Raw genomic sequence first — 19,127 nt, forward strand, 5'->3', positions numbered from 1 at the left:
CAACCCGGACGGTTTCGGCATCGCAGCGGGGTTGCCGATCGCTGCAATCTGGCGGTTGCGCCAGGCTTCCAGCGATGTCGGCGCGGTCGTGTAGTGACCGTGGATGTCGATGATCATCAGTGGCTCTCCATTACGAAAAAAGATGCGCGCCGCACTCGCAGGCGTGCGGATTAGCTGCTCGATTGCGCCTGCGCCGGCTGCGCGCCGATCACGCCCGCGGCGGCCGACAGTCCAAATCCGATGGATTTCAAGGCATTCCTTTTCAATGCGTGTCTCCTGCCTTCATGTTGTAATTTATAAAGCGTCAGGCAACAGGAGAGCTTCGTCATACGGTTCGTATGACTAACCAGTCGCCTGAATTCCGATCCCGCCGATGTGATCCGGAAGGAGGCCGGCGGCGCTCGTCAATCAACGCTACGGGCCGTGAGAGGGGTACGGTTAATGGGTGGCCGCACTGCTGCCGGGTCGCTCGAGCCGGCCGTGCGGCGGGTCGGCCGGCTTGTAACCCGTCTTCAGTTCATTGCGCAACGCGACGCGGTCAAGGGCTTTTTCCCAGTTCGCCACCACGATCGTCGCGACGCTGTTGCCGACGATATTCGTGAACACGAACCCGCTCGACAGCGCCTTGTGAATGCCGAGAAGCAGTGCGATCGATTCCACCGGAATCGTGTTCGACGCGGCGAGCGTGGCCGCGAGCACCGCGATTGCCGCGCCGGACACGCCGGCTGCGCCCTTCGACGTGAGCAGCAGAACGGCAAGCAATACCAGTTGCTGGTGCCAGTTCATCGGCGTGTTGGTCGCCTGGGCGAGGAACACCGCGGCCGCCGCGAAGTAGAGGCACGTGCCGTCGTGATTGAAGGAGTACGCGGTCGGCAGTACGAGGCCGACCACCGATTTATCGCAGCCAAGCCGTTCGAGCTTGTCGATCAGTTGCGGAAAGACGGTCTCCGACGAACTGGTGCCGATCACCAGCAATAGTTCCGCGCCGATGTAACGCATCAGCCGCGGCAGGCTGAAGCCGTTTACGCTCGCAATCGGCCAGAGAATCAGCGCGAGAAACAGCGCGCAGGTCAGATAGAACTCGAGCAGCAGTTTGCCGAGCGAGAGCAGTGTGCCGAAGCCGAATTTGCTGACGGTGAACGCGATCGCGCCGAATGCCGCAAGCGGCGCGATTTTCATCGTCAGGCCGATGATCCAGAACAGCGACCCCGACACCGCGTCGATCAGATTCAGCGCGGGGCGTGCGCGTTCGCCAATCGCGGCGAGACCGAAAGCGAACAGCACCGAGAAGAACAGCACCTGCAGCACGTCGCCGCCTGCGAATGCGCTGATTGCGGTGCGAGGAATCACGTTGAGCAGGAATTCGCTCGTCGTCACCACGTGATGCGCCTTCGCGACATACGCATCGACGGCGGCGGAATGCATGCTGTGCATGTCGACGTTCATGCCGACGCCGGGCTTCAGCACGTTGATCACGACAAGGCCCAGCACCAGCGCGAGCGAGGTCACCACTTCGAAGTAGACGAGCGCCTTGATCGCGACGCGGCCCACCTTCTTGAAGTCGTTCACGCCAGCGATACCGCTGCACACGGTGCAAAAGATGATCGGCCCGATCAGCATCTGGATGACGCGGATAAACGCGTCGCCAAGGGGCTGCAGGTTGATGCCGAGCTTCGGAAAGAAGTAGCCTGTGGCGATGCCGAGCACCATGCCGGCCAGCACCTGGAAGGACAGGTCGCGATAGAACGGCTGACGTGCTCTGGTCTTCGGGGCGGCGGCCTTGCCGGGCAAGCTCATGGTGTCTCCTTCTGAAGCAGCGGCGAACTCGGGGTCGCTCGACAGCCGCGGAAAATGGGCGGATGCGGCGTTAGCGTGCAGCGTCGCCGAGGATGCCGGCACTGTCGGCGAAAATCTCGTCGACGCTCAGCTTGCGCGGCAATAGCCGCTGCTGCTGGCAGTACTGCAGCGTCTCTTCGAGCGGTCCGCGCAGCGCGTCGAAGCCGAACAACAGCTTGTTCGGTGTGTCGGCGTTTTCGACGGCGCCCGATGCCTTGCCGCGGCACAGCAGGTCGTACACCGCGCGCACGGCTTGCGGATGCGCGTGCGCAAGCGCCTCGGTCACCACGACGACGTGATTGATCGGCACATAGCGATGCAGCGCATACCACGCGCGATCGGCGGCGGCCGGGTCATGGATCAGCGATTCGAGCCCCGCTTCGTCCGGCAGGTCGTTGCCGAGAATCGCGGCATCGAGTTCGCCGGCGCGCAACATCGGCAGCAATTGCTTGCCGGGTTCCGCGTGGCGTACGAAAGGCGGGTCCTGATACTCCTCGAGATGCGAGCCTTCGACCGTGACCCATTCGATCTGTTCGAGCGGCACGCCATAACTTTGCGCGAGGATTGCGCGCACCCACATGCCGGTGGTCTGCGACCAGGCGCGCACGCCGACCTTCTTACCCGCGAGACTGCCGACGTCGAGCTTGCCGCGCCGTGCATTATAAATAATGCAGCGCTGCTGCAAGCGCGCGGCGACCACGGCCGGCAGCAGCACGAGCGGTTTGCCGTACGCCTTGGCTTGCAGATAGGTGACGATGGCCAGTTCGCTCACGTCATACGCCTGGCGGCGCGCCATCGGCGCAAATGCGCGATGAATCGGCTCGACCTCGTCGAATACGAGTTCGATGGCAGGATCGGTCAGTTCGCCGGCTTTGAGCGCGCGGGTGTGCGGATAGGTCTTGAGCGCGGTCTTCAGACGCAGTCGCGGTTGGGTGGCGGTGTTCAAGGTTATCGGGTCCTGATTCGATTGGGGCCGGCTTGCCGGGCCAAAACGAAAGCAAAAAAAAGCGAAACGGTAAGCGCGTGATGGAAAGCCGCAGCGGGAAACCGAAGCGGGAAACCGACGCGGTAATCGCGAAAAATCAGGCGGACAGCGCTGGATAAATCGTCAGCGCGGTATCGCCGAAGATTGCCTTGCGTGCATCGGCTGGCAGCATCGACAGACTTTCGCGGGCGTCGGCCAACAGTTGCGGAAGCGTGCCTTCCGCAGCCGGGAAATTCGAGCCCCACGCAATCCGATGCGCGCCGAACGCATCGAGCACGCGCGGGAAAAAGGCGGCCGGCGTCGACGCGCCGCGTGCCGCTTCGGCGATCGTGCGGTTCGTCAGCTTCAGATAAACGCCTGCGTGCGATGCAAGGCTGAAGAGCGGTGCGGCGGCTTCATACGGCGGCCCGCCCGCGAGCTCGGGGCGCGCGAGGTGATCGAGCAGCACGCGGATATCCGGAAAGCGCGCGAGCATGTTCAAGAGCGCGGGAATGCCTTGCGCAGTCATTTGCAGGCAGATCGACACCTGATGACGCTGTGCGTATTCCCACACCGGGAACGAGCGCTCGTCGTCGAGCCAGCCCGCCTGACCGGGCATCGTGCTGCCGGTCGTGAACAGGCGCAGCCCCGAGAGGCCCGCGTCGAGCCAGCGTTGCAACTGCGTGGGCGCGTCGCTCGCGAGCACGTCGATCGAGAAGACACCGGCGAAGCGGTCCGGATGGCTTTTCACCGCTTCCACGACATAACTATTGTCGTTGCCGTAGACCGTCGATGCCTGCACGACCACCGCGCGGTCGATACCGGCTTCATCCATCGACGCGAGCAGCCCTTCGAAGCTGACAGGGCGCTTCGCCGACCATTCCGATTGATGACCGCCGACCGGCGCGAGCGGATAACGCTGTTTGTCGGGGGAAATGGCGTGGGTGTGTGTGTCGATGACGACGGACATGAACGTGCTCCTGGCTGAAAGATTTTTGATCGAATGGACGTTACTGTAAGGGCGATGCGCGCCAGGTCCTCAATATGAAGTGCGTCGCAGGGCATAAATTCTGGTTAAGCTACGGGTTTTCACGCGGCATTATCGGAGTGGCGGTGGGCCTTTACGAGAGCACGGAGCGCGATGACGATCTGACGCGTTTGCGGCGCCTGTTCCTGTTCGACTCGGTGTGCGAAGCCGGCGGCATCGGGCAGGCGGCGCTGCGTTCGGGGCGCACGCAGCCGGCGGTCAGCCTTGCGATCAGCAAGCTGGAAGCAAGCTTCGGCGGGCGCCTGTTCGAGCGCGGCTTCGGCGGCAGCGAACTGACGGCGGAGGGGGTGATCCTGCAGCGGCGGGTGCGGCGCATGCTCGATCAGATCGAGCGCGCGGTGGCGAGTCTGCTCGGCCAGTCGGCGAGCGCGGCGGACGCGAAAAACATCTGCCGCCATCTGACGGATGCGCAGGTGCGCTGTCACATCGCGATCGCGCATGCGGGGTCGGCCGCGGAGGCCGCGCAGCAGCTCGATATCTCGCAGCCGGCCGTGCATCGCGCGGCGCGGCAGATCGAGCAGAACGTCGGCGTCGCGCTGTATCGCCGGCGCGTGCACAGCGTGTCCGCGAACCCGGCGGGTCTCGAATTCGCGCGTTGTCTGAGTCTTGCGCTCTACGAAATCGCGCAGGCTCGCGAAGATCTCGCGTACGCGCGCGGCCAGTCGACCGGCAAGGTCGCAATCGGCGTGTTGCCGATGCTGGCGCCGCGGCTCGTTGCGCGCGCGATTCAGCGGTTGCGCGAGCGTTATCCGGCGGCACGCCTCACGGTGGACGAGGGCGCGCACGCGCGGCTGTTGCGCGAGCTGCGCAACGGCGCGATCGACGTGATCATCGGCGGCCTGCGCGAGCCGCGGCTTGCCGGCGGTGTGCAGGAAACCGAACTTTTTGCCGATCCGTACGTGATCGCGGTGCGTAAAGGCCATCGGCTGGCCGCGCAGAAAACGGTCAAGGTGCGCGATCTTTCCGGCTACGACTGGGTGGTGCCGCAACGCCACGTGCCGCGGCGCGCAACGATCGATTCGATTCTGGCGCGTCTGCCGGTCAAGCCGCCGCTCGTCGTCGAGACCAGCTCGCTCGCGATGATGATGGCGATGCTGATCGAGAGCGACTGCATCACGCTGCTCACGCGCTCGCAGATTCGCGAGGCTTATCCGGGCAGCGAAATGGCCGCGCTCGAACTGGAGACGCCCGAAGCGAGCCGCGTGGTCGGGTACACGGTGCGCGCCGACTGGCTGAGCACCGCGGTCCAGCAGGCGTTTATCGAAGAGTTGAGCGCGGAGTGCGAGTCGCGCGTTTGAATGGACCGTGTGCGTCGGCCGTCGCTCCCAGCCATTTACCCCAGCTGCTTACCTCCAGCCGCTTATCCAGCTGTTATCCACCTCTCGCGCCCTTTACCAGCCGGTCGACCGAGCCGCGCGTGTATGAAACCAGTCGCCCATCCAGGCGGCTTGTACATGCGGCACAGGTAAGCGTTACAAAAGCCGCGCATCGCGTAAGCGCATAAGCCATGTAATCGCACCTCCCAATGCGATGGCGCGGAACTTGCGCAGCACGCATGCACGACACCGTCCTTGCATGTGTGCAGACGGTGCTTACCGGGAGAAGAGAAGCATATGGAAACGTCGAAGACCGAAGGAGTCGTCCGCGAAGCGGTCGGCAATGCACAGGAGACGCTGGGCGACGCGCTCGGCGATGCGGGCATGCAAATGTCGGGTAAGGCGAAGGAGTTGTGCGGCAAGGCGCAGCAGCTCTGCGCGGACACTGCGGCTGTGGCGCGCGATTCGATGATCGAAAAGCCGCTCGCGACGCTCGCGGCGACCGTCGCGGTCGGTTTCGCGCTCGGTGTGTTGTGGTCGTGGAACCGCTCCGACGCTGCAAACGACCGCACCGCGCGCCGTCGCTAGCGTGCGCGCGCAAGCGCGGCGGCGATGAGCGGCGACGCGGCATGGGAGGCTCGCGATGTCGATTCATTCAAAAGTGACGCAATGGGGAAGCGTGAGCCGCTTTTGCGTCGAACGCGTCGCCGACTATAGCGAACTGCTGTCGACCGAACTGTCGCGGATGCGCACGCGGCTGCTGCGCGAAGTCATCGCGCTGGTTGCGCTGGCCGTGGCCGGACTCTTCACGCTGTCGTTCGTGTGCGTTGCGATTATTGCCAGCTTCTGGGCGACGCCGTATTTCATTCATGTTGTGTGGGCCGTGGCCGGCGGCTGGCTTGCGCTATCCATCGTGGCGCTGCTGATATTCCGCGTGCAGCGGCCGGTCTGGTCGATCGAGGTGCTGCAGGAAGAACTGCGCAGCGACCTCGCAACCGTCAAGGAGGCGCTCAAATGACTTCGGCATCCGGCGATGCGGCGCGTGCCGCATTGCTTGCGAAGATGGAGGCGTCCCGTACCGAGCTGCTTGCCGCGCGCAACGCGGTGAAGCTTGCGGACGCGCAGCGCAGGCCGGGCTTGCGGCCGGCCGATCTGCCCGCGCTGGTGGCGACCGCGCCCAATGTGACGCTGCTCGTCGCGATACTCGCGGGCACGGTGATCATCGGGCCGCGGCGCATCGCGGCGCTCGTCGTGCGCAATGGGCTGACCGGATGGATTGCGAAGACGGTGCGACGGCTTGCGGGCCGTTAGGCCGTGAATCGCGAATCACGTGTCGTGTCCGATCTGCGAGGCGGCTAACGGACAGCGTCTGAGATAACGTCAGGGTTGACGACAGGAATGGCGAGAAACCGATGAAAACGATGACCCGCGTGACAATCGAAGCCATTGCCGAAGTCGTTTTGCCGGCAATGCCAGCAGGCCTGCGGCACGCCGACGACACGCGGCCGGGATACACGCGCAGGAAGCTCGGGCGCGCATTCGCGTATTTCGACGCGACCGGCAAACGCATCGAAGACGAGCAGGAGATCGCGCGCATCAATGCACTCGCGATTCCGCCTGCCTACCGCGATGTGTGGATTTGCCCGGACCCGCGCGGACATATTCAGGCGACCGGCCGCGACGCGCGCGGCCGCAAGCAGTATCGCTACCATCCGCAATGGCGCGAGACGCGCGACGCCGACAAATTCAGCCGCATGGCCGCGTTCGGACGCGCATTGCCGAAATTGCGCGCGCGCGTGGCGCGCGATCTCGCGCGTGACGGCATGCCGCGCGAGAAAGTGATTGCGACGGTCGTGCATCTGCTCGACACGACGCTGATCCGCGTCGGCAGTGTCGAATATGCGCGCGACAACCAGTCGTACGGCCTCACGACGCTGCGCAAAAAGCACGTGAAAATAAGCGCGGGCGAGGTGCGCTTCCGTTTCGCGGGCAAGAGCGGCATCGAGCATGACATCACGATCGACAATCCGCGTGTGAAGCGCATCGTGCGCCGGTGCGCGGAATTGCCCGGTCATGATCTCTTTCAGTACATCGGCGAAGACGGCGCGCGCCATACGGTCGGCTCCGCCGATATCAACGACTATCTGCGCGAGGCCAGTCAGGCCGACTTCACCGCGAAAGATTATCGGACCTGGGCAGGCAGCGTGTTCGCGATGGCGACGCTGCGTCAACGGGTGATCGAGAGCGAAACGGATGCGCGGCGTCATGTGGTTGCGACCGTCAAGGAAGTGGCGACGCTGCTGCGCAATACGCCGGCCGTATGCCGGCGCTGCTATATCCATCCGGAAGTGATTGCGTATTTTGTCGCCGGCGAATTGACGGCGCTCACACCGCAGCCTGCAAGACGCCATATGAAGGTCGAGGAGTGCGCTTTCACAGCACTGCTCGCGCGTATCGAGAAACGGCAGCGGCCCGCCCGCCGCAAGCCGCGCGCGACCTCCGGGCGGGGTGCCGCCGACGCGCGCGTCGCTTCCCGGGCCGCCTAGCGCTTCCGGCAATCGCAAGTCGAGTTCGAGATTGCCGTCATCCGAACGTACGACGCCAGACGCATTCCCGTGGTCGGCCTCGCCGCCTGTCACGCGGACATTGGCGGGTTAAAGCCCCTGAAACTCAGGCCCGACGTATTTATCGTGCATGGTGAGCGGCGGGATTGTGCGTTTAATGGTGGCCGACGCCGCTAGTACGCGATCGATTGCCGCAGCACCGCCGGGTTGAGCGCGGCGCCCGCCGTATCCGGCAACGCGATATTCCATGCGTTTAGCGAAGGGGGTTGCGGACACAAGCGAACGCACAGCGCGCATAGATGCATCGGGAACGGGCGCAGCAGCCAGAAGTGTGTCGCGTGATCGCGGTCGGCTCCGGCTGGTGCGCTGAAGCCGATCCGATGCGTGTCGTCGAGGTCAAACGAGAAACTGTCGAGCGCGGTGGAGAGTCCCGTGCCGCGAGCTTTGAGATACGCTTCCTTGAGCGTCCAGTAACTGAAGAATGTCTCGTCGAACCGGTCTGGAGCGACGCGCCGCAACGCGGCGAGTTCATCGGCCGCGAAGCAGTATTCGGCGAGTCTCCATGTCGCGCGATCGGTTTGCAGCCGCTCGACGTCCACGCCGACTTCTCCCGCCTGCGCGATCGCAAGTACGATCAGCCCGTCGGTATGGCTGACATTGAAGGAGAGATCCGGTTGCGCGAGGAGATAGGGCCGGCCGTGCGCATTCGTGCCGAAACGCAATGTGTGCGCGGCGAGAGACAGTCTTTGCGAAAGTACAGTCCGTACGAGCAGGCGTGTAATCAGATGGTCGCGGCGATGGACCGGCGCGCGGAAGCGGTCGCCTCGGGCAAGTTCGTCCGGGCTGAGCACGCCGCCGTTTGCATGCAGCAGAGCGGGAAGATCAACCGCTTCCGGGTCGACGAACCATAAACCGACATTGTGGTTCACGTGCTGCGCTTCGGGCATCGGTCAATCCTGTTCGCGTTTGGTTCGTAGCCGACAATATGAATGGAGCGCTATTTTGCTTTGATGTCGCGCGGCCGATGGCGGAAAATGATCCTGTCGATCTCTCCCTCGTCGATCGGCTCGCAGATAAAGTATCCTTGACCTTCGATGTCGGGCAACGTTTTGGCCCACGCGAACTGTTCCGCCGTTTCCAGTCCTGTTAGCACGATTTCCTTCCCGTGGTTCTGTGCGAGACGCACCAGCGTTTCCACCATGCGTCTCGATTCGCCGTTGACGACCACCTGACTGATCAGCGAGCGGTCGAACTTCACGATATCGACGGGCAGTTGCTGAAGGAGCGTCAGCGAGTTGAAGCCGGAACCGAAATCGTCAAGCGCGACGCGCGCGCCCGTGGCCTGGACGGCCTGGATCACATCGACCAGCCAATCCAGTTGATCGGGATGCACGACGCCCGTGAGTTCGATCTGGAATCGGCATGGCTTGACGCCAAGCGAGTTGAACAACGCACTGAGCCGGCCTGGCATGTCTTTGCGGCCGAGCTCGGTCGCCGACAGATTGATCGCGAGAGAGAGATCTTCGTGGCCTGCGACTTTCCACTGCAGGAGCGTTTCTGCCGCCCGGGCCACGAGCATGTCCGTAAATCTTCCCGCGAGCAACGAATCTTCTACAACACTGATGAAGTACGCTGGTTCGAGTACGCCACTCTCAGGATGCTGCCATCTGATCAGATATTCAAAACCTGATAGTTTGTTTTCCTGCAGTCTCAGCTTGGGCTGAAGCACGAAAAAGAACTCGTCTTGACCGAGACCACGTTCCGCATCGTTGACCAGAGTAGAGGCGCTTTGTAATGGTGAGGTTTGTCGCATTGGTGTTCCGCTTCATCTGATGCGGTTGGATTGCGCGGCGAACGGTAAGTCGTGTCCAAAGATTGAGCGGAAGTGTCTGAAAACGATTTTATGATTGTTGACGGCTTTACGTTCTGTATAGAGGGTGAGTACTCGTAAGTCAAGGGACCCGAATTTTTCGATTATTTTAATCATTCATCGCTGGCAGCTATTGCTGACCATTTCCATTTGTGCTCTGTGACTAGAGCTGCATCAGGGAATTTGACTGTGCCGCGACGGCAAGCTGATGGAGTGCGGGCAGATGGTTTGCCGGCGGCTTCGGCGATTTTACATGGAAAAAACAGCGAAAACGTATTGCATACCATCGAACGCTTTCATTTGCGGCCGGATTACTCATTTTGTGACAATTGTTGACATTTGAGATGGGTGCATTTCCGGTATGGTAGATGCAATTGTCTGACAAATGATGGATGCGGTCACGAGCATCTCTCCATCGGAGGGAGCTGGCATATGAACCGGCCATACTGCCTTCCTTGGCGGGCGCGACGGGCAGGGCTGACTGGGCGCGACGGCGCGGGTTGCCGCGGCGCAATGCGAGTCGCGTGCCGGGCGTGACGGATATGCAACCTCTTGTGCGCGGCCTGAAATTATAGGGATTGGTAACCCGATATGGCGTGAACTGGTAATTAACGGGGTCGAAAAAATCGTGAGGTATTTTTTAATGATTTTTAAGAAAAACCCTGACGCTTTTAAAAATTAAATTTATTGTGTTTTTTATAATAAATGTCAATTAATCGGATAAAGCGAAAGATATCAAAACCAGAGGCGCAGGCGAGCAGTCCTCGTGCCGGTTTGCCATATGAGCGGCCGGGCACCGAATCGTTGTCATTGAAGGCATGGCATTCGAATCTGACGCGCGATTGGATCTGGCTGACGGCGGCCCTGATGGTGTTGTGTTTGTGCATGATTTCCAGTCATTTTCTGCATCGTGCCGACCGGATGTTCGTCGATGCCGCATCACGCGTCGTGCATTGCGTATCCGCCAACAAGGTCGCCGTGACAGCGGTGGACGATCGCACGGTTCGCAGCCTTGGCGGATGGCCGATCAGTGACGGAATTCACGCGCAACGGGCCGATCGATTGACGCAGAGCAACGTAGCGGCGGTGGAGTTCGACCTGTCGACATCGACGCTGGTCCGCCCGGCGAGTGTCGGCGGCGATCTGATCTTCAGCGAGTGCGTGGTTTCTTTGGCTTGCATACTGCTTTACCTGCTTGGGCCGCGCGCGGGTCTGTTCGCGTCCGTCGGCCTTGCCGGCATCGTCGCGGCCGGCTCGATTGCCATGCTGGCGTTCGGGCATCGATTCCTGTCGCCATGCACGGCCATTTTCATCTCTGTGCTTGCGTATCCGTTGTGGGCATGGCGGCGCCAGGAAGCGCTGCTGAACTATCTGTCGATGGAGGCGGCAAAGAGCGCGGGCGAGCCGTCGCTGCCGGAAGAACCGCGCACAGTGAAGTTCTTTGACGATCCTGTCCAACGTCAGTTGAGCGCGGCGGCCTCGCTGTCCGATCGGGTGCGGCGCCACCGCGAGTTTATTTCCGAGTGGGTCGACAGCCTTCCGGAGGCGACACTGGTGACGTCGTCTACCGGCGAAGTCATTCTTGCCAATGAGCGCGTGAAGGCGTTATGTCAAAGTTCCGAACTGCGGAGAACCGAACGCGCCAGCGCCGCGGGTCGACCGGTATCGGACGTGCTCTTTGAAATCACCGCGTCGCATCGGGCGACTGAGTTCGCGTCGCAGGCGCTCGCGCTGTTCGCGCTCTGGGCCGGCGACCAGGATCCGCCCGCATATGGTGAATCGATGTTCGCGCAAGGCATCGAGATAACCAATGCGCGAAACGGCCGCGCGCTGCTGATCAAATGCGCGCAGATCAAACCGTCCACGGGCCGGGACGGCGGACTGATCTTTCATGTGGCGGATGTCTCGTCCGTGCGCAGGGCGGAGCGCCAGCGCGACACGGCGCTGCGCTTTCTGTCGCATGACATGCGCTCGCCGCAAGCCGCCATTCTGGCGCTGGTCGAACAGATGCAACAACAGCCGCCGCGCTTTACCGCCAGTCAGTTCGCGATGCTGGTCGGCCAGTATGCGACGACCGCGCTCAGCCTCGCGGACGACTTCCTGTTTCTCGCGCGCGCGGAAAGCCTGCCACCCAAGCTGACGCAGGTCGATCCGGCGCTGGTGCTGGGCGATGCGATCGACGACCTGTGGCCGCAGGCGACGGCGAGGTCGACCACCGTGAACCTCTTCGCCGAGCCAGGCAAGTGCACGATCGCCGACGTTCAATTGCTGCGCCGCGCATTTGCGAATCTGATCGGCAACGCGATCAAGTTCAGTCCGCGCTATGCGACGGTCGACGTTCATCTTGCGGAGACGGAACGGCATGTGAAGATCTCCGTGATCGACCGCGGTGTCGGCATCCCGGAGCAAAAAAGGAAAGCGCTCTTTCACGAATTCAGTCAACTGGATGAAAAGTATTCGCGATCCGGCCACGGGTTAGGGCTCGCGTTCGTCAAGACCGTGGTGGACTCGCTCGGCGGCAAGCTGCAAGTCGATTCGGTGCTCGGTCAGGGCACGACGTTTATGGTGTTTCTGCCGAAACTGCATGGGAACAGTCAACGCGATTGAGTGTGCAATGCCGCATGAAAGCAGTCGCTAATGCGGTATGCATTTGCCCTCTGCCGGGCAGTAAAGTAGTTCACAAAAGTTCAAACATATTTATAGTGTCTGTCCTAGGATCATCCGTTGTGTCGACACTGTGCGATTCGCAAACGTTTGCGCGATTGACGAAAGCTCGTAGATGTACGCAAGTCGGACATAAGAAGGTCACAATGCTCGGGGGCATACATGCGCATTCTTGTTGTCGAAGACGATCCCATTCAGGCGGAGGCGGTGTCGAGCGCGCTGAATTCGTTGAGCCATACCGTCACGATTGTCGATGATGGCGAGCGAGCCGTGCGTTGCCTCGGATCGGAGCCGGTCGATGCGGTCGTGCTCGATTGGCATCTACCGAGAATGAGCGGCATTGAAGTGCTGCACTGGATCCGCGCGCGCGCCAATGTGAAATACGGCGTGCTGTTCCTGACGAGCCGTATTCATGAGGTCGATGTCGTCAGGGCACTCGACGCGGGCGCGGACGACTATATGGTCAAGCCGTTTCGCGCGGAAGAGCTCGCCGCGCGCGTGAATGCGCTATTGCGCCGCGTCGCGCGAACCATTGCGCGTGACGAGCCGATCAGGGCGGGCGACTACGTGCTCGACCCGATGGAACGCAGCGTCAGATTGCGCGGCAGCCGGATCGATCTGACGACCAAGGAATTCCAGCTGGTCGCGGCGCTCTTCAGCAATCTGGGAAAAATACTGTCAAGAGATTTGCTGGCGATGACCGCCTGGGGGCGCGAGCTCAGCGTCGAATCGCGATCGCTGGATACGCACATCTACAGAATCAGGCAGAAGCTGAAGCTGAGCCCTGAAAACGGGTTGCGTCTGTCGTCGATCTATACGCTCGGGTACCGGCTGGATCTCGTCAAGGCGCCTGTCGAAAGTGAAATCTGCACGTAACCGGCAGGAGTGAAATTCGTCATCCGAAGTGTTCTGGAAATTGGGCATGCGAGTCTGGAGTAGTGTCCGCGCCGCGGTATGCAAGAATGTCGCTTTCCTGTCAGCGGCAACCGGAGCATGGACAAAACGCTACTCAAGGGGCTGATGGTGCTCGAGGCGCTCGCCGGACACGAGGGCGAGCCTTTGACGATTCAGGCGCTGGCAACCCGCGTCGGGTTGACGAAAAGCAATGCGCATCGCACGTTGCAGACGCTGGCGCATGCCGGTTATGCGGTTCGGGATGAGTCGAGCGGTGTTTACCGCAGCACGCTGAAACTCTTCGAACTCGGCACGATCCAGCTTGCGCGGCTGGATGTCCGTCGCGAGGCCGCCCCCGTCATGCGGCAACTGGCCGACCTCACCGAGGAGACCGTCCACCTGTCGGTGCTGGATGGCGACACGGTCATCTACGTCGACAAGATAGATAGTCCGCAGCCGGTGCGCGCTTATTCGGTGATAGGCGGCCGGGCGCCGGCGTATTGCGTGGCGACCGGCAAGACACTTCTCGCATTTCAGGACGATGATTATCTCGACAGCCGCGTGCTGAATCTGCAAGCGCATACCTCCGCGACGATTACCGATCGCGCGGCGTTGCACGCGGAATTGCGAAAAATCGCGCGAACCGGGTTCGCGGTCAATCGCGGCGAGTGGCGGGACTCCGTCGGCGGTGTGGCATCGCCGGTGTTCGACGGGCTGGGCGTGGTCGTCGCCGCGATCGGCATATCGGGTCCGCTCGAGCGTTTGAGCCCGAAACGCGTGAAGGCGCTCACGCCGGAAGTATTGAAGGCCGGCGCACACATTTCCCGTTCTATGGGTTTCAGACAACCGTACTTCAATACGGATTCCTAGTCCGCAATGGGCGCGCGGCGAGGCCGCGGCGCGGCCCGCCAGCCGGCCTCGGCGCCGCTCGTCGCGCAAGCGCGACGATGACATCTGCAAATTTTCCTCAAGTTTTCCCGTGCGATACCGACAACCTCCGGGTCGGATTTTCGCGGCGCCGCTTCGGCTTTCGTGCCGTCCTATTTTATAGGACGCTCATCACGAAATTTGGTTTACACATCTGCCGGATCGCTGCACAATGGTTTTACGCCGCACGCTCGATCGGCCGCACATTCTCGAGATGACCTGCCGGCGTTTCACGCAGACGTCCTGAACGTGTGGTTAACACCGAGGAATTGCATGGAGATGCCGCTCGAGGGAATTCGTGTCATCGAGTTTTGCAATGTCGCCGCAGGCCCTTATTGCGGCATGCTGCTCGGCGACATGGGCGCGGACGTGATCAAGGTCGAAAACCCGAAAGGGGGCGATACGTTGCGGACATGGCCGCCCATGACCGACGGTTACAGCGAGAACTTCGCATCCCTTAACCGTAACAAGCGGTCGGTGTCGCTTGACCTGAAAGATCCGCTCGACGCCGAGCAGGCTCGCTTGCTGGCGCGCGATGCGCAGGTCGTGATCGAAAACAACCGCCCGGGCGCAATGGATCGACTCGGGTTGGGCTATGCGGGTTTGAGCCGGCTCAATCCGCAACTGGTTTACTGCTCCATTTCAGCGTACGGTCAGGACGGCCCGAGATCGCAGGAAGGTGGCTTCGATCTCACCGTGCAAGCGATGAGCGGCATCATGAGCGTGACGGGCGAGCCGGGCAGTGCACCGGTGAAGTGCGGCGTGCCGCTCGCCGATTTTTCCGCGGGACTCTACGCAGCCTTTTCGATTGTCGCGGCATTGCGCGGTGTCGCGCAGACCGGCCGCGGCACGCATATCGATGTGCCGATGCTGGGCGCGACGCTCGCCATCGCCGCATTGCAAACCTCCGAGTACTTCGGCACCGGCCATGACCCCGTCAAGCTCGGCTCGGCGCATCCGCGCAATGCACCCTATCAGGCCTTCAAGGCGCGCGATGCGCACTTCGGCATGGCCGCAGGCAATGACGCGCTCTGGCGCTCGGTATGCCGTGTCGTCAATCGCGACGATCTCGCGAGCGACGCGCGTTTTTTGACCACCACGCTGCGCGCGCGGCACCAGGCCCAACTGGCGGAAATACTCGAGGCGGCATTTGCCGCGCACGATGCCGCCCACTGGATTCACTGTTTTCGCACCGCAGGCGTGCCGTGCGCGCCGATCAACCGCTACTCGCAAGTGTTGCAGGACGAACAGGTCGAACATATGGGGTGGGTTCGGCCGATCGAGTTGCCGAATGGAAAGCTCACGCGCACGTTCGCGTCGCCGGTGCGATTCTCGGGCAAGAGCGCGGAGATCCGCCGCCGGCCGCCGTCGCTCGGTGAACATAACCATGAGCTGCTATGGCGAGTCGATGGGCGGCTCGAATGAGATTGTTTCGTCATACATAGAAGATACAGTCGTAGACTTTCATCAGATTCGAACAACACGAAAACGGGGTTTGACACAGCGGCAAGTCGCAGCAGTTGCCGTTTAGCGCAGTACGGCCCGGCGCCACTGCCGCTCATCTCATGATGGGCGGCCGGCAACGCAATGGCGCCGAATCCGAATAGAAGGGGACCACCCATGCAGGCGCATTCCAGATCCGAACCGTGGGCAAGAACCATTTTCCGTGTGACGAGCGGAAATTTTCTGGAGATGTACGACTTCTCCGTCTACGGCTTCTACGCTGTTTCCATTGCGCACGCGCTGTTTCCGCGCGGCAATGAATTCGTTTCGCTGTTGCTGTCGCTTGCCACGTTCGGCGTGGGTTTTCTGATGAGACCGATCGGCGCGCTGGTGCTCGGCGGATACATCGACCGGAAAGGACGGCGCAAGGGTTTGCTGCTCACGCTGGGGCTGATGTCGATCGGCATGCTGATGATCACCTGTGTACCGGGGTATTCGACCATCGGTATTGCGGCGCCGATCATCGTGGTGTGCGGGCGTTTGCTGCAAGGATTTTCGGCCGGTGCGGAACTGGGCGGCGTGTCGGTCTATCTCGCGGAAATCGCACCGCCGAAGCAGCGCGGGTTTTTCGTGAGCTGGCAATCCGCGAGCCAGCAACTGGCGGTGGTGTTCGCGGCGGTACTCGGCGTCGTGCTGCGATGGCAGCTTACCGCCGAGCAAATGGATTCGTGGGGCTGGCGCATTCCGTTCGTGATCGGCTGCCTGATCATTCCGGTGCTGTTCTCGATGCGTCGCCGTCTGCGCGAAACGGACGTGTTCGCAGCGCGCAAAACGACGCCGACGCCGCGGCAGATCGTGCAGTCGCTGCAAATGCATCGCAGAACGATCGGTGGCGCGGTCATGCTTGTCACGATGACCGCCGTGATGTTCAACCTGATCACCGCCTATACGCCGACGTATGGCCAAAGCGTGCTCAAGCTGCCGGCCATGGATACGTTCCTCGTCACGATGGCGGTCGGCTTGACCAACTTCCTGATGCTGCCGATTATCGGCGCGCTATCGGACAAAGTGGGGCGCCGGCCCGTGCTGACCGCGTGCGCGGCGCTCGTCATTCTGACCGCGTATCCGGCGATGTACTGGCTGATTCAGGCGCCGAGCTTTGCGCGTCTGATGATAGTCGAAGTCTGGTATGCGTTTATCTACGGCTCGTATCAAGGCGGAATGGTGGTCGCGCTGACCGAGATTATGCCCGCGCATATTCGCAGCACGGGGTTTTCGCTGGTGTGGAGCGTCGCGCAGGCGGTGTTCGGCGGATTCACGCCGGTCATTTGCACGATGCTGATCCATACGAGCGGTAACAACGCGATGCCGGCAGTGTGGTTGACCTGTGCGGCGGCGGTGGCGCTGATTGCGACGTTCCGTATGTTTCCGAAGGCGGAAGGATCGCCCGCCACGCCGGGTATGGCCTTTGAAGAGGGACTGTCGCAGCGTCACTCTTGAGCACGGCACGCTCATGCGTTGCGTCAAAGGTTGCCCGCAAATTCGCTGATTTCGGTGGCCAGCGCGGCGATCGCGCTGGTTAGCGGATTCGTTGCGCTGGTCCGGTACAGCGCAACGAATTCCACCGGACCGATACGCGGTTCCGTGTTGAGCACCGTCAGTCTGCCCGCGGCGATTTCGGCCGTGTACGAATGGCGCGGCAGGAGGCTGACGCCGAGTCCGGCAAGCGTCAGGTCACCCAGCACGCGCACCGTATTGCACGAGATGACAGGCTTGAACTCGGCGCCGCCCGCGCGGAACCAGCGTTCGATTACCGGGTAGTGATGCGATTGCGACGACAGACCCAATACCGGCCATCGCGCGAGTTCGCGTGGCGTCATGCGTTCGGTCGGCAGGTTCAGCGTGCTCGCCGCGATCCAGACGAATTCGTCGTGACCGAGCGGGACGGAGGATGTACTGGGCTCGTCAGCCGGGCCCGTTACGATCGCGAGGTCGATCTCGCCGTCGCGCAGTTTGTCGATCAACGCGGCGGTCAGCGCGATGTCGAGCACGACCGTCACGCCGGGATAGCGGTCGCGCACGGCGGACATCAGCCGTGGCAGCCACGTGAGTGCGACGAGCCCGACTACGCCCATTCTCACCGTGCCGGTCAGAACCTGGGTGTTGCCGATCTGATGACGCACGCGCGCCGCGAGCGCGACGATTTCCTGCGCGGGCTTCAGGAGTTCCTGGCCTTTGGGCGTGAGCCGTGCCCGATGCGACGACCGGTCGAACAGCTCGACGCCGAGCGATCGTTCCAGCGCGCCGATACGTGCGGAGACGGTCGATTGCGTTGCGCACAGCGCATCGGCCGCACCCGCGAAACTGCCGGTTTCGACGATGCGCAGCAGTGTTTCAAGCTGACGGATATCCATGGCTGCAAGTGGGGGTGTCCGGGTTGGGAAATCAAACCGTTCATCGGGTTTTTCGATGCGGGTTGATCGAAATATATCGCTATTCGACGGCGTGCAAAAACCCTAGAGTGCCTGTGCGGGACATATAACTTCATTCAGGAGCGGGGCAATGAATCACAGCGTGAACCACGGCGCGTTGATACTCGAGGAAGGGGCCGTGCCGGCGAGTCCGGACATTCGAACCCGGCCGTTCGACGGTCCGATCGCATGGACTGGCGAAAGTCTGCGTCCGGACGACGGCATGATCCGCATCAGCGCCGAATGCCAGCGTGAAATCGACCAGCTGGTCGACACGTTGCGCGCCAATCCGTTGCCGACTGCGCTGCTGGATGTCGCGGAATTCGAACTTCCCGCGTGCCGGAAAATGATGCTTGAAGCGAAGACGCTGCTCGAAGCGGGTCCGGGTTTCGTGATCATCGACAAGCTGCCGGTGCACGAGTATGGCTTGTCGATGTCGCAGGCCGTGTACTGGATTCTGTCGCAACTCGTCGCAAGACCGGTCGCGCAGAGTTGGGACGGCAAAATGATTTACGACGTGCGCGATCTCGGCAAGCCGCCCGGCAACGGCGTGCGCCCCGACATCACGAATGCCGAACAGAACTTTCATACGGATAACAGCTATAACCTGTATCCGCCGGACTACGTGGCATTGTTGTGCCTGCAACCGGCAATGGAAGGCGGCGTGAGCAGCATCGTCAGCTTCTATACGGTGTACAACGAAATGCTCAAGCGCAGTGCGCATCTGTTGCCGCGCCTGTACCGTCCGTACCTGTTCGACCGGCAGCGCGAGCATGCGCCCGACGACGCGACGGTGATCAGCCATCCGCTGTTCCAGAACGAGCACCAGCACCTGGTGTGCCGGCTGTCGCATCGCCATGTGATCAACGGCTATGCGATGGCGGGTGTCGAGATGGATCGCGAAACGTCCGACGCGCTCGAGGTGCTCGAGCAGACGATGCGCGAGCCGCAATTGTGCCGCGAGTTTTTCTTCGAGCCGGGGCAGATTCAGATTGTCGACAACAAGCGCTGCGGGCATCGCCGCACCGGCTTCGTCGATTTCCCGGAACCTGAGCGCAAGCGGCATCTGGTGCGTTTGTGGCTGCGCAATGAGGGCCGCCGCTTCTATAACGGTTGATCGCGTTACGCAT

The 19,127-nt window shown here is 61.8% G+C and carries 18 protein-coding genes and 2 pseudogenes; 11 read left to right on the forward strand and 9 right to left on the reverse strand.

Features of this window, described 5'->3' with window-relative positions:
* The 5 genes and pseudogenes from HV675_RS32310 to HV675_RS00025 all read right to left on the reverse strand — a co-directional run.
* Positions 1-117, reverse strand: a pseudogene (locus tag HV675_RS32310) (amidohydrolase family protein); the annotation flags it as partial.
* Between the two features lie 53 nt (positions 118-170).
* Entirely contained in the window at positions 171-329 is a 159-nt protein-coding gene (locus HV675_RS00010; RefSeq protein WP_175108690.1) for a hypothetical protein, read from the reverse strand.
* 109 nt (positions 330-438) lie between these two features.
* Complete coding sequence (gene dctA / locus HV675_RS00015; RefSeq protein WP_175108691.1) at positions 439-1,797, reverse strand: C4-dicarboxylate transporter DctA; 1,359 nt, start codon at positions 1,795-1,797, stop codon at positions 439-441.
* A 70-nt stretch (positions 1,798-1,867) separates the two neighbouring features.
* A complete protein-coding gene (locus HV675_RS00020; RefSeq protein WP_175108692.1) occupies positions 1,868-2,782 on the reverse strand; it encodes a substrate-binding domain-containing protein in 915 nt (304 codons plus the stop codon).
* Positions 2,783-2,918: 136 nt separating this feature from the next.
* Entirely contained in the window at positions 2,919-3,770 is an 852-nt protein-coding gene (locus HV675_RS00025; protein ID WP_175108693.1) for an amidohydrolase family protein, read from the reverse strand.
* 143 nt (positions 3,771-3,913) lie between these two features.
* Here HV675_RS00025 and HV675_RS00030 point away from each other — a divergent pair, with 143 nt between their 5' ends.
* From HV675_RS00030 to HV675_RS00050, 5 genes are all read left to right on the forward strand, one after another.
* Positions 3,914-5,146, forward strand: coding sequence for a LysR substrate-binding domain-containing protein (locus tag HV675_RS00030; protein WP_246270013.1), 1,233 nt, complete (start codon positions 3,914-3,916; stop codon positions 5,144-5,146).
* A 315-nt stretch (positions 5,147-5,461) separates the two neighbouring features.
* A complete protein-coding gene (locus tag HV675_RS00035; RefSeq protein ID WP_175108695.1) occupies positions 5,462-5,752 on the forward strand; it encodes a CsbD family protein in 291 nt (96 codons plus the stop codon).
* A gap of 55 nt (positions 5,753-5,807) precedes the next feature.
* Positions 5,808-6,182: a phage holin family protein gene (locus HV675_RS00040; RefSeq protein ID WP_175108696.1), complete on the forward strand. Its 375-nt coding sequence runs from the start codon at positions 5,808-5,810 to the stop codon at positions 6,180-6,182.
* Entirely contained in the window at positions 6,179-6,475 is a 297-nt protein-coding gene (locus HV675_RS00045; protein ID WP_175108697.1) for a hypothetical protein, read from the forward strand. The genes HV675_RS00040 and HV675_RS00045 overlap by 4 nt, the downstream gene beginning before the upstream one ends.
* 101 nt (positions 6,476-6,576) lie before the next feature.
* Entirely contained in the window at positions 6,577-7,710 is a 1,134-nt protein-coding gene (locus HV675_RS00050; RefSeq protein ID WP_175108698.1) for a DNA topoisomerase IB, read from the forward strand.
* On the opposite strand, the pseudogene HV675_RS32315 reads toward HV675_RS00050, so the two are convergent.
* The 3 genes and pseudogenes from HV675_RS32315 to HV675_RS00060 all read right to left on the reverse strand — a co-directional run.
* Positions 7,666-7,860, reverse strand: a pseudogene (locus HV675_RS32315) (hypothetical protein); the annotation flags it as partial. The gene HV675_RS00050 and the pseudogene HV675_RS32315 sit on opposite strands and share 45 nt — an antisense overlap.
* A 41-nt stretch (positions 7,861-7,901) precedes the next feature.
* Positions 7,902-8,675: a 4'-phosphopantetheinyl transferase family protein gene (locus tag HV675_RS00055; protein WP_175108699.1), complete on the reverse strand. Its 774-nt coding sequence runs from the start codon at positions 8,673-8,675 to the stop codon at positions 7,902-7,904.
* 50 nt (positions 8,676-8,725) lie between these two features.
* Positions 8,726-9,541 (reverse strand): EAL domain-containing protein, encoded by an 816-nt coding sequence (locus HV675_RS00060; RefSeq protein ID WP_175108700.1) that lies wholly within the window; start codon positions 9,539-9,541, stop codon positions 8,726-8,728.
* Positions 9,542-10,465: 924 nt separating this feature from the next.
* On the opposite strand from HV675_RS00060, the gene HV675_RS00065 reads away from it, so the two are divergent.
* From HV675_RS00065 to tcuC, 5 genes are all read left to right on the forward strand, one after another.
* Positions 10,466-12,205 carry an ATP-binding protein gene (locus HV675_RS00065; protein ID WP_281364003.1) on the forward strand — a complete coding sequence of 580 codons (1,740 nt, stop codon included), beginning with the start codon at positions 10,466-10,468 and terminating at the stop codon, positions 12,203-12,205.
* 219 nt (positions 12,206-12,424) lie between these two features.
* Positions 12,425-13,138 (forward strand): response regulator transcription factor, encoded by a 714-nt coding sequence (locus tag HV675_RS00070; RefSeq protein WP_175108701.1) that lies wholly within the window; start codon positions 12,425-12,427, stop codon positions 13,136-13,138.
* A gap of 117 nt (positions 13,139-13,255) precedes the next feature.
* Entirely contained in the window at positions 13,256-14,026 is a 771-nt protein-coding gene (locus HV675_RS00075) for an IclR family transcriptional regulator (RefSeq protein ID WP_175108702.1), read from the forward strand.
* Positions 14,027-14,356: 330 nt separating this feature from the next.
* Complete coding sequence (locus HV675_RS00080) at positions 14,357-15,508, forward strand: CaiB/BaiF CoA transferase family protein (protein WP_175108703.1); 1,152 nt, start codon at positions 14,357-14,359, stop codon at positions 15,506-15,508.
* 195 nt (positions 15,509-15,703) lie between these two features.
* Positions 15,704-17,026 carry an MFS transporter gene (gene tcuC, locus HV675_RS00085; protein ID WP_175108704.1) on the forward strand — a complete coding sequence of 441 codons (1,323 nt, stop codon included), beginning with the start codon at positions 15,704-15,706 and terminating at the stop codon, positions 17,024-17,026.
* A gap of 23 nt (positions 17,027-17,049) precedes the next feature.
* Here tcuC and HV675_RS00090 read toward each other — a convergent pair whose 3' ends face one another.
* A complete protein-coding gene (locus HV675_RS00090; protein ID WP_175108705.1) occupies positions 17,050-17,940 on the reverse strand; it encodes a LysR family transcriptional regulator in 891 nt (296 codons plus the stop codon).
* Between the two features lie 148 nt (positions 17,941-18,088).
* On the opposite strand from HV675_RS00090, the gene HV675_RS00095 reads away from it, so the two are divergent.
* Complete coding sequence (locus HV675_RS00095; RefSeq protein WP_175108706.1) at positions 18,089-19,114, forward strand: TauD/TfdA family dioxygenase; 1,026 nt, start codon at positions 18,089-18,091, stop codon at positions 19,112-19,114.
* Positions 19,115-19,127 lie beyond the last annotated feature (13 nt).

The sequence above is a fragment of the Paraburkholderia solisilvae genome (assembly GCF_902859875.1).
Lineage (GTDB): Bacteria > Pseudomonadota > Gammaproteobacteria > Burkholderiales > Burkholderiaceae > Paraburkholderia > Paraburkholderia solisilvae.

Excerpts from the sequence above, each read along its gene's own strand:
- HV675_RS00070 (WP_175108701.1), top strand. The coding sequence starts at position 12,425 with ATGCGCATTCTTGTTGTCGAAGACGATCCCATTCAGGCGGAGGCGGTG.
- HV675_RS00045 (WP_175108697.1), top strand. The coding sequence starts at position 6,179 with ATGACTTCGGCATCCGGCGATGCGGCGCGTGCCGCATTGCTTGCGAAG.
- HV675_RS00040 (WP_175108696.1), top strand. The coding sequence starts at position 5,808 with ATGTCGATTCATTCAAAAGTGACGCAATGGGGAAGCGTGAGCCGCTTT.
- HV675_RS00065 (WP_281364003.1), top strand. The coding sequence starts at position 10,466 with ATGGTGTTGTGTTTGTGCATGATTTCCAGTCATTTTCTGCATCGTGCC.
- HV675_RS00025 (WP_175108693.1), bottom strand. The coding sequence starts at position 3,770 with ATGTCCGTCGTCATCGACACACACACCCACGCCATTTCCCCCGACAAA.
- tcuC (WP_175108704.1), top strand. The coding sequence starts at position 15,704 with ATGCAGGCGCATTCCAGATCCGAACCGTGGGCAAGAACCATTTTCCGT.
- HV675_RS00050 (WP_175108698.1), top strand. The coding sequence starts at position 6,577 with ATGAAAACGATGACCCGCGTGACAATCGAAGCCATTGCCGAAGTCGTT.
- HV675_RS00095 (WP_175108706.1), top strand. The coding sequence starts at position 18,089 with ATGAATCACAGCGTGAACCACGGCGCGTTGATACTCGAGGAAGGGGCC.
- dctA (WP_175108691.1), bottom strand. The coding sequence starts at position 1,797 with ATGAGCTTGCCCGGCAAGGCCGCCGCCCCGAAGACCAGAGCACGTCAG.
- HV675_RS00060 (WP_175108700.1), bottom strand. The coding sequence starts at position 9,541 with ATGCGACAAACCTCACCATTACAAAGCGCCTCTACTCTGGTCAACGAT.
- HV675_RS00035 (WP_175108695.1), top strand. The coding sequence starts at position 5,462 with ATGGAAACGTCGAAGACCGAAGGAGTCGTCCGCGAAGCGGTCGGCAAT.
- HV675_RS00090 (WP_175108705.1), bottom strand. The coding sequence starts at position 17,940 with ATGGATATCCGTCAGCTTGAAACACTGCTGCGCATCGTCGAAACCGGC.
- HV675_RS00080 (WP_175108703.1), top strand. The coding sequence starts at position 14,357 with ATGGAGATGCCGCTCGAGGGAATTCGTGTCATCGAGTTTTGCAATGTC.
- HV675_RS00055 (WP_175108699.1), bottom strand. The coding sequence starts at position 8,675 with ATGCCCGAAGCGCAGCACGTGAACCACAATGTCGGTTTATGGTTCGTC.
- HV675_RS00075 (WP_175108702.1), top strand. The coding sequence starts at position 13,256 with ATGGACAAAACGCTACTCAAGGGGCTGATGGTGCTCGAGGCGCTCGCC.
- HV675_RS00010 (WP_175108690.1), bottom strand. The coding sequence starts at position 329 with ATGACGAAGCTCTCCTGTTGCCTGACGCTTTATAAATTACAACATGAA.